Source organism: Pseudomonas sp. HB05 (genome assembly GCF_016756915.1).
GTDB lineage: Bacteria > Pseudomonadota > Gammaproteobacteria > Pseudomonadales > Pseudomonadaceae > Aquipseudomonas > Aquipseudomonas alvandae.
In genome coordinates this window covers 23,417-39,754 of sequence record NZ_JAESPG010000014.1, presented here as the reverse complement: position 1 = coordinate 39,754, position 16,338 = coordinate 23,417, and the positions used below count along the sequence as shown (strand labels likewise).

The 16,338-nt window shown below is 62.6% G+C and carries 12 protein-coding genes; 3 read left to right on the top strand and 9 right to left on the bottom strand.

Annotated features, from left to right (window positions below; genetic code table 11):
- Positions 1–89 precede the first annotated feature (89 nt).
- Complete coding sequence (locus tag JMN22_RS14255; RefSeq protein ID WP_198797023.1) at positions 90–1,250, top strand: AAA family ATPase; 1,161 nt, start codon at positions 90–92, stop codon at positions 1,248–1,250.
- Positions 1,251–1,360: 110 nt separating this feature from the next.
- Here JMN22_RS14255 and JMN22_RS14250 read toward each other — a convergent pair whose 3' ends face one another.
- From JMN22_RS14250 to JMN22_RS14210, 9 genes are all read right to left on the bottom strand, one after another.
- Positions 1,361–2,143 (bottom strand): MetQ/NlpA family ABC transporter substrate-binding protein, encoded by a 783-nt coding sequence (locus tag JMN22_RS14250; RefSeq protein ID WP_198797022.1) that lies wholly within the window; start codon positions 2,141–2,143, stop codon positions 1,361–1,363.
- 282 nt (positions 2,144–2,425) lie between these two features.
- Positions 2,426–3,361 (bottom strand): sigma 54-interacting transcriptional regulator, encoded by a 936-nt coding sequence (locus JMN22_RS14245; RefSeq protein WP_198797021.1) that lies wholly within the window; start codon positions 3,359–3,361, stop codon positions 2,426–2,428.
- A gap of 47 nt (positions 3,362–3,408) precedes the next feature.
- On the bottom strand, positions 3,409–3,990 hold the full coding sequence (locus tag JMN22_RS14240; RefSeq protein ID WP_198797020.1) for an alpha/beta hydrolase: 582 nt from the start codon (positions 3,988–3,990) through the stop codon (positions 3,409–3,411).
- A gap of 211 nt (positions 3,991–4,201) precedes the next feature.
- Positions 4,202–4,447, bottom strand: coding sequence for a DUF2789 domain-containing protein (locus JMN22_RS14235; protein ID WP_181290286.1), 246 nt, complete (start codon positions 4,445–4,447; stop codon positions 4,202–4,204).
- A gap of 47 nt (positions 4,448–4,494) precedes the next feature.
- A complete protein-coding gene (locus JMN22_RS14230) occupies positions 4,495–5,478 on the bottom strand; it encodes a sulfotransferase family protein (RefSeq protein ID WP_198797019.1) in 984 nt (327 codons plus the stop codon).
- Positions 5,466–6,251, bottom strand: coding sequence for an aspartyl/asparaginyl beta-hydroxylase domain-containing protein (locus JMN22_RS14225; RefSeq protein ID WP_198797018.1), 786 nt, complete (start codon positions 6,249–6,251; stop codon positions 5,466–5,468). Before JMN22_RS14225 ends, JMN22_RS14230 begins: the two co-directional genes overlap by 13 nt.
- A 12-nt stretch (positions 6,252–6,263) precedes the next feature.
- Positions 6,264–7,775 (bottom strand): TolC family protein, encoded by a 1,512-nt coding sequence (locus JMN22_RS14220; protein WP_181290289.1) that lies wholly within the window; start codon positions 7,773–7,775, stop codon positions 6,264–6,266.
- 43 nt (positions 7,776–7,818) lie between these two features.
- Positions 7,819–14,136, bottom strand: coding sequence for an Ig-like domain-containing protein (locus tag JMN22_RS14215; RefSeq protein WP_198797017.1), 6,318 nt, complete (start codon positions 14,134–14,136; stop codon positions 7,819–7,821).
- A 51-nt stretch (positions 14,137–14,187) separates the two neighbouring features.
- A complete protein-coding gene (locus JMN22_RS14210; protein ID WP_030137987.1) occupies positions 14,188–15,033 on the bottom strand; it encodes a sulfotransferase family protein in 846 nt (281 codons plus the stop codon).
- Between the two features lie 302 nt (positions 15,034–15,335).
- Between JMN22_RS14210 and JMN22_RS14205 the strand changes: the two genes are divergently transcribed.
- Complete coding sequence (locus JMN22_RS14205; protein WP_030137988.1) at positions 15,336–15,923, top strand: phage tail protein; 588 nt, start codon at positions 15,336–15,338, stop codon at positions 15,921–15,923.
- Positions 15,924–15,969: 46 nt separating this feature from the next.
- Positions 15,970–16,281: a DUF6916 family protein gene (locus tag JMN22_RS14200; RefSeq protein WP_198797016.1), complete on the top strand. Its 312-nt coding sequence runs from the start codon at positions 15,970–15,972 to the stop codon at positions 16,279–16,281.
- Positions 16,282–16,338: the final 57 nt, after the last annotated feature.

Below are 16,338 nucleotides of genomic sequence, written 5' to 3'. Positions count from 1 at the left end.
GATACGACTGTGAGCTTAGAACAGGGTTCACCGAATGCACGGCAATCGGGCAGACTCGTCTCAGACATCCATGCACGAAGGGAATTCGCATGCTCAAGACCCTGGCAGTGGCCAACTACCGATCCATCAATAAACTGGTCATTCCACTGGGCCGGCTGAACTTGATCACCGGCCCCAAGGGCAGTGGCAAATCCAATTTGTATCGCGCCCTTCGGCTGCTGGCGGAAACGGCACAAGGCGGTGTAGTCAATGCGCTTGCCAGGGAAGGAGGCCTGGACTCGACCTTCTGGGCCGGCCCGGAAGACATCAGCCGGCGCATGCGCAACGGCGAAGTACCTGTCCAGGCGACTGTGCGTCAGGGCACCAAGCGCCTGCGCCTGGGATTCGCCGCTGAAGACTTCAGCTATTCGATCGCCCTGGGCCTGCCGGAGCCCAGTCGCTCGGCTTTCTCCCTGGACCCGGAGATCAAGCGTGAATGCATCTGGGCCGGCCCGATGTTTCGACCGGCCAGCCTGCTGGTGGACCGCAACGGGCCGATGGTCCGGGCCCGCGAGGGGCGCTCCTGGGATGTCCTGTCCCAGCACACCCCGACCTTCGACAGCCTGTTCGACCAGGTCGGCAGCCTGCGTGCCTCGCCGGAGGTGCTGCAAATGCGCGAGTTCATCCGCCGCTGGCGCTTCTACGATCACTTTCGCAGCGACGCCGACGCCCCGGTGCGCCAACCGCAACTGGGCACCCGCACGCCGGTGTTGCACCACGATGGCCGCGACCTCGCCGCCGCGCTGCAGACGATCCTTGAGATAGGCGACTTCGAGGCGTTGCATGCCGCCATCGGCGATGCCTTCCCGGGCGCTCACCTGCAGATCGACAAGCTGCAAGGTGGACGTTTCGCCATCGCGTTCCAACAGCACGGCCTGCTGCGGCCACTGACCGCCGCAGAACTGTCGGACGGGACCTTGCGCTATCTGTTGCTGGTTGCCGCCCTGCTCACGCCGCGACCGCCGTCACTGATGGTGCTCAACGAGCCGGAAACCAGCCTGCACCCGGACCTGTTGCCGGCCCTGGCACGCTTGATCATCCGAGCCTCGGCCAGTTGCCAGGTCTGGGTCGTGTCCCACGCCACGCGCCTGATTGCCACGCTGGAACAGGACGAGGACTGCAATTGCATCGTGCTGGAAAAGGACTTTGGGCAGACCGGGATTGCCGGGCAGCGCGCGTTGGATGAGCCAGCGTGGCATTGGCCGGACTAGCTCCCTCGCCACAGGTGATCACTTCCAAAGTACTTTGTTTGAGCATAAAAAAACGCCGACGCTGTATCAGCCGTCGGCGTTTGAAACCGTGAAGGGTTTTATCGGGAGAATCAGAACGCCGGCAGTACCGCGCCACTGTATTTCTTCTCGATGAACGCTTTCACTTCCGGGCTGGTCAGGGCCTTGGCCAGTTTCTGGATGGCCGGGCTGTCCTTGTTGTCCGGACGGGCCACCAGGAAGTTCACGTAAGGCGAATCCGCACCCTCGATTACCAGTGCATCCTTGGCCGGATTCAGACCTGCTTCCAAGGCATAGTTGGTGTTGATCATGTCCAGGTCAACCTGGTCTAGCACGCGCGGCAACATGGCCGATTCAAGTTCCTTGAACTTGAAGTTCTTCGGGTTCTTGGCGATGTCTTTCGGCGTAGCCAGGGCGTTTTTCGGATCCTTGAGCTCAATCAGGCCAGCCTTCTGCAGCAGGATCAGGGCGCGGCCGCTGTTGCTGCCTTCGTTAGGGATGGCGATGGTTGCGCCGTCCTTCAGCTCAGCCAGGCTCTTGACCTTTTTCGAGTAGCCGCCAAACGGTTCGACGTGCACGCCGATGACTGTCACCAGGTTAGTACCTTTGCCTTCGTTGAAGCTCTTGAGGTAAGGCAGGGTCTGGAAGTAGTTGGCGTCCAGGCGCTTTTGGTCAACTTGTACGTTGGGCTGAACGTAGTCGGTGAACACCTTGATCTGCAAATCCACGCCTTCTTTGGCGAGGGCTGGCTTGATCAGCTCGAGGATTTCGGCGTGGGGTACCGGGGTGGCAGCAACGACCAGTTTCTCCGCGGCCTGGGCCAGGCCCGAGGTCAGGGCTGCCGCCAATGCGGTGAACAACAGAACCTTTTTCATGCAGTGTCCTTATCGAAAATCACTGTCGTCATCGACGACGGCCAAAGTGAGGTGCCAGCGAAGTGCTATCGCTGACGTGATGCGGAAGATACCGATATTTTTTATGCCTTAACAATATCTTTTATTCAAGTTCATATTCATTTTACTCATATAGGAAAAACGCCGCTCTTGTGGCGAGGGAGCTTGCTCCCGCTCGGTTGCGCAGCGACCGCAAAAAATCTTGGGTCCGCTGCGCGGCCCAGCGGGAGCAAGCTCCCTCACCACAGTTGAGCGGGTCCCGAGCTATAGTGTTTGGCCCCATTGATCGAGCAGCGCCTTGAGCGATTTACGCTCGGCTTCCGAACCCCGAGCGATGACCTGCGCCACCTGCCGCTCAATCGATTCCAGCGTCGATGGCTGGGAAGGCAGGTTCAGGTGCTGCGGCAAAATCTCATCACCGGCACTCACCAACAACGCAAAATGAATGACGTTTTCCAACTCACGGGTATTGCCCTGCCAATTGTGCTGTTCCAGCGCATACTGCGCCGCTTCGCTGATCAACGGCACGGTGAACCCAAGGCGCTGGCCGTAGATGCCCAGAAAATATTCGGCCAGGGACAAAATGTCGCCCACCCTCTCGCGCAAGGCCGGTAACTCGAGTTGGCCCTCGCTCAGGTAGTGATAGAGCCGATCGTGGAATTTCCCGGCCGCCACCGCTTGCGCCAGGTCGATGCTGGTTGCCGCGACCAAGCGTACATCCACCGGGTTGGGCTGATGCGCGCCAACACGGGTGACTTCGTGGTTCTCCAGCGCCGCCAGTAACTTGACCTGGATCGGCAGCGGCAGGTCGCCGATTTCATCCAAATAAAGCGTGCCGCCATTGGCCGAGCCAAACCACCCCGCCCGGCTGCTGGCCGAACCGCTATGGCTGCCGGCGGCATAGCCGAACAATTCGGCATCGGCGTAGGTCGGGCTGATGGCGCCGCAATTGACCGAGACGAACAACCCGCCGCGATTACTCTCGCGATGGATATGCCGGGCCAGAAGTTCCTTGCCGGTGCCGGTTTCACCGCGAATCAACACCGAGACCGAGCGTGGCGCCAGTTGCTCCAGTTCCTCGCGCAGTTGCCGCGAACGCGGATCGACGAACACCAGCGCCTTGGCGCGTATGCTCAGGGGGCTTTTTTCCGCATCGGGAAAGGTCAGCAAGGGCTGACCAAAGGTTTCATGCAAACTCATGGCAGGCTCCCGCCCCAGGCCGCCGGGAGACGGAGGGCGTTAAAAATTCAGGCGCGGCGCAGGGCGTGATGCTCCATGCGGTTTTGCAGGCGATAGAGATAAGCGAAACCCTGTTCCCAACGCTGGTGGCCGGACTTCACATTGATGTGCCCCGCCCCTGACAGAATCCCGGCCTCGGCGCCCCAGTTGCGGGCCAACTCCAAGGCGCGTGGGGCACTGACCGCCGCATCGTTGTCGGAGCTGACCACTTGGCTGGGAAACGGCAGCAACGTGGTCGGGATCGGTGCGAAATTGCGCAACGCCGGAGCGCAGGCCGGCCGCTCCACATCCGCCGGCGCGACCAACAAAGCACCGCGAACCTGTCGCAGCAATTGCACCGGCGCGGTAGCGGCCCAATGGGCCACCGTGATGCAGCCCAGGCTGTGGGCGATGAGGATCACCGGTGTGCTATCAGCAGCGACAGCTTCTGCCAACGCGGCCACCCAATCCTCTCGCCGGGGCGTCAACCAATCGGCCTGTTCGACCCGGGTGCTGTTGGGCAAGCTGTTCTGCCAGTGGGTTTGCCAATGATTTTCCGGCGATCCTTGCCAGCCCGGCACAATCAGGTAGCGAATCGATTCGTTGCGCATGGGTTGCTCTCCTGCGTGTCTGTTCCCGGAGGAGTATAAGGAGGAGAGTTATATTATTTAAGGAATAAGAAGCTATTTATTAATAGCACAAAAGAATATGAAGAGCTGTGGGAGCGGGCTTGCTTGCGAATCCGGTCAGTCAGTTAACGGGTGCGTTGGCTGATACAACCCATTCGCGAGCAAGCCCGCTCCCACAGGTCATGCATTCGCTTCAATCGCTACGGCCCTTGCGCAGCAGCACGTCGAGCTGATCCACCACCACTGCCCAGTCGGCATCTTCAAGAATTTCGTCGCGCAGCAATTGCCGTTGGCCCTCGCTCCAGAAGAAGGCGTCGGCCAGATGCAGATCCGGTTTGAGCGGCGAATGGCTGGCGATGAACTGGTCAATGCTGACGGCGTCGTCGGGCAGGCCGAGCTGTTTGAACAAGGCGGGAAGGGTATGGACCGGGGTTTCCATGGGGGCTCCTGAGCAGGGTCGGATGGCTGGGACGCTTCCCTCGAAGTCTAGTCCTTTGGCGTGGACACCGAGCCCTTTGTCTTGGCTTCGACCATTCTCAGCGACTCCAGCGATTGGTAAGGCGCTTGTGCCCAACGTTCTACCCGATCGCGCAACAGGGGCGACGCCTCCCGGCGCTTGTCCTCGCTGTCGCCAGCAAATACCTGCGCCGGCTGCTTGGCATGCTGCCCCACCGCCGATAAGGCTTGCCTGCGTTGTTCGGTGTCCAATCGGAAAAAACCGGCTAGCCGGCCTGCCATCGCCTCGGGTAATTCGTCGTAATTGACCGCCGTTCCGGCAAACGCCCGGCAGTGCTCCAGTCCCACCTGCAACAGCCGTCCCAATCGCCGCGCAACATAATCCTCCTGGCCATCAAACGGAGTTCCGTCGTCCAGCACGCTTGCCCCGATCAACCCCGGCACCATGTGCATGCCGGGACGGCGGATATGGGAAACCGCGATTTCCAGGGGGGCGCGGTACAGGAACAGCCAAGGCGTATCGGGAAAACACTCGTGCAGCAACGCCAGCTCACCGATGTTCCAGGCGTCGAGCTTGATGACCAACCGCTGTTCCACGCCTCGGCGGCGCTGCCCGTAGGCGGACATCAAGCCCTTGAGCGCCACGCACCGTTCGGCGGTCGGCAGGTCACTGCGCAGCAGTGCGTCCAGGGGCGGCGGCTCGGAGATAACGATGTGGTCGTCCAACTGGGCAAGCATCTGGCTGATCAATGTCGAGCCGCATCGGGAAGCATGGAAAATGAACGCACCGGGCTCGAGTCCCGGGCGCTGACGTTGCCACTGACCGAGAGCGTCCAGCGGCGTCTGGCGGCGGAAGGCTTGGTTGAACGGCAAGCGCAGGGCTTGCTCGACGGCATCGCTGAAGAATGGCTGTGACAGTCGTTGGTCACCGAACCAGCACCAATCGACCCGCCACTGCCCCACCTCTTGCCATAGGCGGATCGGCAACCAGCCCTCCAGGTTCAGGTCTTCCACTGGTCGCTCCATTGTCGGCGACCGGTGCGCATGGCGGTGCGCAGTTCTTCCCGGGTGAAATGAAACCCCTGCTCCGCCCCCAACACCAGGGCCGACTCAATGAACGCGTCCAGGTCCTGCAGGCCTTGCAACGTCCGGGCAAGGTGGGGATCAGCCTCCACGCGCCGCTGAAAGCAGTCCAAGTCACTTTGCTTGATGCCGGCGATGGGCGTGGAGGTCAGCCCGTCGACAATCTGCTGTTCCAACCACGGTCCGGGACGGCAATCGAGAACCAAGTGAACCCGCACCCGGTCACTTCGATTAGCCACGCGATGCGGGCGCGCCAGGTCAAGGAACCAGCACTCACCCGCTTTCATCGGAATGATCTGCCCGTCCAGCCAGAAATCCACGTCAGGCGGACTAAGCAGCGGAACGTGCAGGCGCAAGTCAGCATCAGGCCCGCCCAGGTCATAGTCGCGATGTTCGTGGATGCGTCCGCCAGGGCCCAACCGTAGCAGTCGAGCCGAGACAATTTCCAAGGGCCAATCGCGCAACGCCTGTCGCCAGCGCTCATCCTCCAGCCAGGGCGCACGAGGCAACGGCCTGCCGCGTCCGGGCGACAGTTCGGTCAAGGCATCGGCCGCCGAAATCAGCGCCACGCCACTCCAATTACCGCTGTGATAGGCAGTATTGAAGTGGCCTTGCCAACGATCTTCTTCGACGGCGGCCAACGCCTGCAACAGCAGCGGCAGGTGTACCGTGACGGGCAGCCGGGAAAACGCCGCAAGCGTCATCCCAGCACTCCGTTATTGCGCCACCGGCGGCGTTGCCACCGCGATGTCCCCTTGGGCCCAGGCCGCTTCGCGGTTAGCCAGCGCAGTGGCAATCGACTGCACCTCGGTCGATTGCACTTCGTTTGGCAGCGGGTCGAGGCCGGCGCTGGCGAAGATCTGCCCATAGGCGTTGCGCAGGTCGGCGTAGGCCAGGTCACGGCGCAGGTCGGCCTGCAAGGTGTTCAACTCGCCCTGGATCAGGTCCAATTCCCCGATGCCTGCGGCCTGATGACGGCTGCGCAGTTGGCCGACAATCTGTCCGTCGATGTCCGACAGTTGCTGGCTGGTCTTGAACTGGCGCAGCGCTTCACGGTAGTTCGCGTTGGCGACGTACAGCTGCGCCAGCACGGCGATTGACATGGCCTGGCGCCGCGCCGCCGCGACTTCTTCGCCGGCCTTGGCCACGTCGATCGCCGCCGGAGCAGAGATGACATTGAAGAGGTTCCAGGTGACTTTCACGCCGTAGTCGGCCCAGCCCTGTTCGACCAGGAACGAGTTGCTGTCGTAATGCCCGCCGGCCGAGAACTCCAGCCCAGGCAGCAGGCGCAGCATGGCCTTGCGGGTTTCGGCGGCGGTGATGCGGGTCTGGTAATCCTGCTCGCGCAGTTCCGGCCGGCTGGCCAGGGCTTCCTGTTCGAGGCGAGCCAGGTCGACCTTGAGTTCCGGGATGGCGTATTCGTCCTGGGTGGCCAGGGTCAGCTCGGTGCCCAGCGGCAGGTTGATCAGGGTCGCCAGTTCGGTCTTGGCCAGGGACAAGGCCCGGCGCTGTTCTTCCAGCTGGCGGGTGGCCTGGATCAGCGAACGCTGGTACCCCAGGGCCTGCACGGGGTCACCGATGCGCTGCTCGCTCATGCTCTGGCTGTTGCCACGTGCCGTCTCGACCCGCGCCATCAGGCTGTCGATCTGCTTGAGCAGACGCTCGGCGGCCATGGCTCGCCAGTAGGCCGAACGCACGTCCTGGACGATCGTGTTGATCACCTTGCGCCGGCGCTCCTGCACGATCAGCCGCTGGTCACCGGCCTGCTTGGCGCTGATGTAACTGACGCCGAAATCGAGGACATTCCAGACCATGGTCAGGTCCGCCACCTCACGGTCACGATCTTGAGAAGTGGACGGCTCCAGTGACTGCGTGCCGGTTTCCACGCTCTGGCTGCTGGAGGCGTTGACGTTATTGCGCCCCACATAACCGGCATCCAGGGCCATGCGCGGCAGCATGTCGAAACTGGCCAGGTCGAGTTGGCGCTTGGCCAAGGCCTCTTCCATGATTTTCAAGCGGCCTTCAAGGTTGTACTTCACCGCGCGGGCCATCGCCTGGTGCAAGGTCAGTGGCCCACTGAGGGGCTCCTGGTCCTTGTACATATTCTGCAGGTCGGTGCGGGCGCGCTGTTCGCTGACGCTGCGATCGATCGGCTCGCTGGTGACCGCACAACCGCTGACCACCAACGCCAGCAGACTCATACCGAATAACTTCTGACTTCTATTCATCCCTGGATTGCCCCTGGCTGCCGTATTTTCTTATGGGAATTTCTCAGGCCTGCACTTGGCGGGTACCGGCCTGTTTCAGGGCCATTGCCAGGCTGTCCACCTGACGTTGCTCTGTGTCTTTGAGTTGCTGCAATTGCTGGCCCAAGGTCGGTGCGCCGAATACCCCGCGCACGCCCTGGGACGCATCGCCCCCCTTGATCGACTGGTTGTCGAACGCATCCAGCGATTCGCCATCGGAACTGGCGTCCTGGTTGAACAGGCTGGAAATCGTGCTGCTGCCGAACACCCCGCCATCGCCACCACCAAAGCCCAGGAACCCCTGGCCCGAACCATCCCCGGCGGCGTCGCTGCTGAACACCTGGGCGATATAGCTGGGCGCCAGCTCGCCCCGGTTGATGAAGATGCTGCCGATAGGATCGAGACCGCCGACATCGCGCTGCTCGAACAGCGGCGGGAAGCCCAGCGGCGAGCCCAGGTTGCCAGTCGGCGGCGTGAAGACGATCGGCTGCAACGGCACCTCGGACGGCGGGATGACCGTTACTGGGTCCGATGTCAGGAAGTCCGGTGGTGGCTTCACATCGTTGGGCACCACGGTGTCGATCGCGTAGTTGTTGGACACCGCCACGCTTGATCCAGCATTGCCCGACAGGTCGCTGACGTTACCGGTGTCCAGGGCAATGAAATTGCTTGGATCGGTGAGGTTCACCGTGGGCGTGAAGGTCGCCGTCCAGGTCTTGCCGCCGTCGCTGCTGGTCAGGTTGCTCAGTTCGCCGTTGGTGACGCTCAGGTCCGAGAGGTCGAAGTCCGTCACCGCCTCGCTGAAGGTGAAGGTCACCTGGGTCGTCTGGCCCACGCCCAGGTTCGGGTTGGCGACTACGATGGTCGCGGTCGGCCGGGTCGCATCGAGGGCATAGTTGGCGGAGATGGCGATGCCCACGCCGGCGTTGCCGGCACTGTCCTGTACGTTGCTGGCGTCGAGCAGGATCAGGTTGGTGGCGTCGTTGACACCCACCGTTGGCGTCAGGGTCGCTGTCCAGGTCAGGCCGCCATCGCTGCTGGCGAGGTTGGACAGCACGCCGTTGGCGACACTGAGGTCCGATAGGTCGAAACCGGACACCGCCTCGGTGAAGCTGATGGTCACGGTGGTGGTCTGGCCGATGCCCAGCGAGGTATCGGCCACCACGATGGTTGCGCCCGGACGCACGGTGTCGATCGCGTAGTTGTTGGAGTTGACCACGCCGACACCGCTGTTGCCCGAAACGTTAGTGACGCCACTGGTGTCCAGGCTGATCATGTTGCTGGTGTCGGTGATATTGCTCGCCGGCGTGAACGTTGCCGTCCAGGTGACGCCGCCGTCGGTGGACGACACATTGCTCAGCGTTCCGTTGCTGACGGTCAGGTCGTTGTTGTCGAAGCCGCTGACCGCTTCGGAGAAGGTGATCGTCACCTGCGACGTTTCGCCCACGCTCAGCGCTGTGTCGGCGACGACGACAGTGGCGGTCGGCACGCGAGTCTCGACGGCGTAGTTGGCCGAATCGGTGGTGCCGGTTCCGGTGTTGCCCGCCGCATCGCTCACCCCGGTGTTGTCGAGAATGATCAGGTTGGTGGTGTCGCTCACGCCCAGGGACGGGGTAAACGTGGCGGTCCAGGTCAGGCCGCCATCACTGCTGCTCACGGCGCTCAAGGTGCCGTTGGCAACACTCAGGTCATCGTTGCTGAAACCGCTCACCGCCTCGCTGAAGGTGATGGTCACTTGCGCCGTTTCGCCCGGTCTCAGTGATGAATCACTGAGCACGATGGTGGCAGTCGGACGCTGGGTATCGAGGGCGTAATTGTTGGAATCGGTTGTGCCGACGTTGCCGTTGCCCGCCAGATCGATGATGCCGCCGCTGTTGAGCGAAATCACATTGCTGCTGTCGTTGACGCCGTTGGTGGGCGTGAAGGTCGCGGTCCAGGTGATCCCGCCGTCGCTGCTGCTCAGCCCGGAGATCGTTCCGTTGGCGACGGTCAGGTCGCCGGCAGTGAACGCTGTCACGGCCTCGCTGAACGTGATGGTTACCAGGGAGGTTTCGCCGGCCGCGATGGCGGTGTCGGCCACGACAATGGTCGCGGTCGGACGCACCGTATCCACCACATAATTATTGGAGTCGGTGGTGCCGACACCGGCGTTGCCCGCGCCGTTGATCAGGCCGGTATTGTCCAGGGTGATCACGTTGCTGGTATCGGAAATGCTCACGCTCGGCGTGAAGGTGGCGGTCCAGGTGACGCCGCCGTCGGTACTGCTCATGGTGCCCAAGGTACCGTTGCTGACGGTCAGGTCCGAATTGTCGAAGCCACTGACCGCCGAGTTGAACGTCACGGTCACGATCGTCGTTTCGCCAATGCCCAAGGTGCTGTCGGCGACCACGATGGTCGCCGTCGGCACGTTGGTGTCGACCTGGTAGTTGTTGGAGTTGGTGGTCCCGGTACCGGTATTGCCCGCCCCGTCAGTGATGCCGGTGTTATTCAAGGTAATGACGTTGGACGTATCGCTGACGCCGAGGGCCGGGGTGAAGGTGGCGGTCCAGGTAATGCCGCCATCGCTGGAGCTGACCGCACTCAACGTGCCGTTGGCCACGCTCAGGTCCGAATTGTCGAAACCGCTGACCGCTTCGGAGAAGGTGATGGTCACCAGGGAGGTTTCGCCCACGCTCAACGCGGTGTCGGCGATCACGATGGTCGCAGTTGGACGTTGGGTGTCGACGGCATAATTGTTGGAGTCGGTGGTGCCACTGCCGGTGTTGCCCGCGCCATCCACCACGCCGGTGTTGTTGAGGGTGATCAGGTTCGTGGTGTCGGTGACGCCTGCCGACGGAGTGAACGTCGCGGTGTAGGTGATGTTGTCGCTGGTGCTCAGGCCGCTCAGGCTGCCGTTGGTGACGCTCAGGTCCGCCAGGGTGAAACCGGTTACCGCCTCGTTGAAGGTAATCGTCACCACTGAGGTTTCGCCGGCGCCGACAGCCGTGTCGGCGACAACGATGGTTGCAGTCGGGCGCGCGGTGTCGATGGCGTAGTTGTTGGAGTCGGTGGTGCCGCTGCCCGCATTGCCCACCGCGTCGGTCACGCCGGTATTATCCAGGGTGATGAGGTTGCTGGTGTCGCTGATGCTGGCGCTTGGCGTCAGCGTCCCGGTCCAGGTGATGCCGCCGTCGCCGCTGCTCAGGCCGGTGACCGTACCGTTGGCGACCGTCAGGTCAGCGGTGGTAAAGCCTGTTACCGCTTCGTTGAAAGTGATGGTCACCAGAGAGGTTTCGCCGACGCTCAGCGAGGTATCGCTCACGACAATACTGGCCGTGGGACGCTGGGTATCGACGGCGTAGTTGTTGGAGCTGGTGGTACCGCTGCCGGCATTGCCCGCTGCGTCCGCCACGCCGGTATTGGCCAGGATGATCAGGTTGGTGGCGTCGCTGATGCTGGCACTCGGGGTGAGCGTTGCGGTCCAGGTGATGCCGCCGTCGCTGCTGCTCAGCCCGCTCAAGCTGCCGTTGGCGACGGTCATGTCGGCCAGGGTGAAGCCCGTGACGGGCTCGCTGAAGGTAATTGTGACCAGGGACGTTTCACCGACGCTCAGCGCCGTATCGGCCACCACGATGGAGGCAGTCGGACGCTGGGTGTCGATGGCGTAGTTGTTCGAGTCGGTGGTGCCGCTGCCGGCGTTGCCGGCCAGGTCGGCAATGCCGGTGTTGTCCAAAGTGATGAGGTTGCTGGTGTCGCTGGTGCTGGCGCTCGGGGTCAGCGTCGCGGTCCACGTGATGCCGCCGTCACTGGTGCTCAGCCCGGTCACGCTGCCATTGGCAACGGTCAGGTCCGCCGCGGTGAACCCACTCACGGCCTCGCTGAAGGTGATGGTCACCACCGAGGTTTCGCCCGCGCTCAACGCCGTATCGGCGACCACGATGGTGGCGGTCGGACGTTGCGTGTCGATGGCGTAGTTGTTGGAGTTGGTCGTCCCCACGCCGGCGTTGCCATTGAGGTCCGCCACGCCCGTGTTATTCAGCACAATGAGATTGGAGGTGTCGGTGACAGTCGCATCCGGTGTCAGGGTGGCGGTCCAGGTGATACCACCATCGCTGGTGCTCAGGCCGCTGAGCGTACCGTTGGCCACCGTCATGTCGGCCGTGGTGAAGCCGGAGACGGCCTCGGAGAAAGTGATGGTCACCGTCGAGGTCTCGCCAATCCTGAGGGCCGTGTCGCTCACCACGATGGACGCCGTCGGCGCCACGGTGTCGTTGACGATGTAGTTGTTCGAGTCAGTGGTGCCCACCCCGGCATTACCGGCCAAGTCAGCCACACCGGTGTTGTTCAGGGTGATGATATTGGTGGTGTCGGCGATGTCGCTGGCCGCGGTCAACGTACCGGTCCAGGTGATGCCACCGTTGCTGGTGGTCAAGGTGCCAACGGTGCCGTTCTGCACCGTCAGGTCCGCCGCGGTGAGGCCGGTCACGGCTTCGGAGAAGGTGATGGTCACCGTCGACGTACCACCGGAGTTCAGGTTGGTGTTGGCCACCACGACGGTCGCGGTGGGCGGCGTCTCGTCCGGCACATAGTTGGTATTGATGGTGCCGCCATCGCCGTAGACGTTGGCCACTGACGCCGGTGAAACCCCTGCGGTACCTGCACTTGTCCCGCCTACGCCACTGCCGCCGACGTTGCCAGCCAGGGCGGCGAAGTTGGCGGCGGTGATCAGGATCGAACCTTTGTTCCAGATCGCGCCGACACCGACGCCGCCCGCACCGCCCGCCTGGAGATAGCTACCGCCCGCCCCGCCGCCACCACCGCCACCGCCGGCACCGACGTTGTTGGAGATGACCGAATTGCCGATGATCCGCAGGGTCGCGCCGGTGTCGTTATAGATACCACCGACCGCACCGCCGCCGTCGCCGCCGAAGTTGTCATACCCGTCACCACCGCCGCCACCGCCGATGGACAAGCCACCGCTGCTGGCCGTACCGCCGGCCGAACCGGTGCTGTAGCCCGGATAGGCCGCACCGCCCGCGCCACCCGTGGTGGAACCGCCACGCCCGCCAATGTTGAAGAAGCCGCCGCCCGCGCCGCCCTGCCCGGCCGAGCCATTGGAACCCGTGGAGTTGAGCGTGTCGCCGCCCTTGCCGCCGATACCGCTACCGACCGCACCACCGCCACCGCCACCGCCACCGGCGTATTGCGGCGTCACACCGCCGCCGCCACCGCCGCCTGAAGCGGCGTTCGCGGTGACCGTAACGTTGCGCAGGGTCAAGGTGCCGGCGTTATAGATGCCGCCGCCCTGGGACACCAGCGCGTCGTCGCCGCCGTTACCACCGTTGCCTGCCACCATGCCCCGGGTGATCACCAGACCATCGAGGGTGGCCGTGGTGCCGGACGTCACTTGCATGATCTGGGTGCGGTTCTGGCCGTCGAGGGTCACGTCGGCGACGTTGTCATTGTTCAGGTCACCGTCGATGGTGACGTTCCTGTTGACCACCAGCACCTGGGTCAGGGCGACGGTCATGCTGGTGTTGAACGTGACGATGTCACCGTTCTGCGCGGACAACAGGGCTGCACGCAGGGAACCCACGCCGCTGTTGAGGTTGTTGGTGGCGGTCCAGGTGGCCAGGCCCCACTGGTAGTCGCTCATGGCATTCGCCGACAGCACGTTGGCGCTTTCGATGCTGCCGGTCGCGATTTCCAGGTTCCAATCGCCGCCCAGGCCGGTGCGGTCGTCGGAAGCGGCCACGTCCCGGCCGGTGAGCTGCGCCAGCGAGTTGACCAGGCTCATGCCGCGGTCGCCTTCGGCCGTATAGCAGCCATAGATCAGGATGTCGCCGCCAGCGTTCATGTCCTGGCCGATCTGCGCCAGCACTTCGCTGCGGGCCTGGACGTTATCCGCCGACAGGTAGCTGTTGCCCAGCCACAAATCACCGGCGTTGCCGTGGGCGATGATCTGCACCGAGCTGACGCCCTGGTGGGTGTCCAGGTAATCGGCGATCTGCTGCAAGCCGTCCTTGGTGCCATCGAGCTGCACCACCTCGGTACCCGGCGCCACGCCTTGCAACAACTGGGCAGAGTCCTTCACGCGGGAGTCGACGAACACCACGGACTTGCCCGGGACGGCCGCCTCGGTGGCATCGGTCTGGCCCTGGGGCGCATGGGTGTCGGAAGGCTGGTCCGCCGTTGGCGTCTTCGCCGCGTCGGCGGTCGGGTGCGCGTCCGGCTGCGCGGCATCGGCCACGGTCGCGGCCACCGCGCCGTCGAAGAGCATTCGCGGCTCCAGCGACATGATCATTGGCGATGCCAGGGCCTGTGCGCCCTCGGTTACCCGCGATTTGCCTTTGCTCCACCACATGACGATCACCCGGACTCGAACTTTCTTAAACGCAAATGATAAAAACCGCGATCAACTGATCGCGGCGTCGGCTTTCATGCGAATGACATTGGCGGCACTGGCCGTGCCATCGCGCCAGAACGACAATTCGGCATATTTATCGAACAGATCCGGCGGCAGCAGCGTCCGTCGGGCTTGCGGTGCAACCTTGGGCTTGACCTTGTGCAGACCGGCAACACCCAAGGCCTGATCGAAGGCCGGGGCGTCGTAGGTCAAGTGATTGAAGTCGTGCTCGAACCACGGCTCGCCGATGAACTCGTAGACCAGCCGCATGACGCGTTCAGGCGCCTGGCTCAACAGGTCGTAATCGACGATCAGCAGCGATTCGGCGTTTTCACCGTAATAGGCTTCTTTCAGCGCAGTCCAGGCGAACCCCACCAGGCGGTTGCGCTGGGCCAGGGTTTCGCAGCGGCTGTAGACGGTGTTGCGCTCGTCATCGTCGTTGAACAGCTTGGTGTTTTCGAAGGGGTTGGCGCGGTAGAGCCGCTCCAGGCTGTCGAGGATCCAGGCGACGTTGCGCACGCAGGCGATGGTCTTGGCTTGGGGAAACAGGTCCTGCAGGGCAGGCAGGCGCGCACACCATTGGCGGTTGGTGTCGAAGATGACCGGTTTATCGGACTTGTCGGCGTAGTAGGAATCGAAGAGGCCGCGCAACAGGCGCCGCCGTAGATCGGTGTCGATCACCGAACCGAACTCGCTACCGGCACTGCATTGCTGCAAGACGCTGCTGAACAGCGTACCGACGGGACTGGTCATGCCGGCGTGGAAGCGCGGGTTCTGCAACAGAATGGCAGAAAGCAGGGTCGAGCCTGAGCGCGGTAGACCGGAGATAAAGTGAAACTGCGGCAATCCATTCACCTTGATTGTAGTCCTTTGTAGCCGAAGCGTAGCCGAGGAAAAAAACTTCGCCTAGTGGTGTTTTGATATCAAACACATCAAAACCTGTAAAAAAGATGGACGGTATCGGGGCGCCCGAGACCTGAATCGATTAAGCCCGCCGAGCCGGTTTTTTCATTCGATCCGTCCGGCAAAATCAGGCATCCCCGTCTACGCTCAGCCGTGCGTGACCAGGCCAGGGGATGAAGGAGTCGGGCTGATCGCACTCTTGTCCTTCACGTGCCAGGCATTGCAAGACCCATAACCCGAGGGACGAGGAATCTATGGAAGTATTCATCGGCACTATCCAGTCATTCGCCTTTAACTTTGCACCCAGGGACTGGGCCCTGTGCAACGGGCAAACACTCGCCCTTTCCCAGTATCAGACCCTGTTCGCGCTGATCGGCGTAACGTACGGCGGCAACGGCCAGACCACCTTCATGCTGCCCAATCTGCAGGGGCGCCTGCCATTGGGCCAAGGCAACGGGCTGGGCCTGACTCCGCGGGTAATCGGCGAAATTTCCGGTACGGAAAACGTCAGCGCAACGCTGAACAACCTGCCCAACCACACCCATGCACTCACCGGCATTACCGCCGCCACCACGCTGCAACTGGCGAACCCGGCCAGCAACCCGGTGAACACGCCGACGGCCACCAACTCATTCATCGGCACCTCGGGCACCGGGCCCGGTTCGGCGGCGATATATTCCGATCAAGTGGGTGCTTCGCCGGTGCCATTGCAAGGCGTGACCACGGTGGTCAGTGGCACGGTCGCCCCTACTGGCGGCAGCACGCCGATGGCAATCATGAACCCGTACCTGGCAATCAACTTCAGCATCGCGCTGCAAGGCTATTTCCCATCCCGCAACTGACCACCCGCCGGAAGGCCTCGGTCTTCCGGCTTTTGGGAGCATCGATATGCTGCAACACGTTCATAGTCGCCATTTCCAACCACTGCTCGGCCAGACCAGCCACCTGACCTTGCCCGACGGCAGTTGCCTGCCCGTACGGATCGAAACCCTGGAAGAAGCACCCCGGGCGAAAATGCCCAGCAACGAACGCATGCCGTTCAGCGTCGAATTCAACAGCCTGGAAAGCACCGACTTCGTCGATGGGCTCTGCGCGCTGGAAGTACCGGAATTGGGCAGGCTCGAAGGGGTGTTCGTATCACGGGTACCGCCGATGGGACGGGATCCGGGGGTGGGGTATTTTTATATTGCGTTTAATTGATGGGATTTTGCTTAGTTTGTGGGAGCGTCTTTGCTCGCGATGGCACCCGTCCAGACC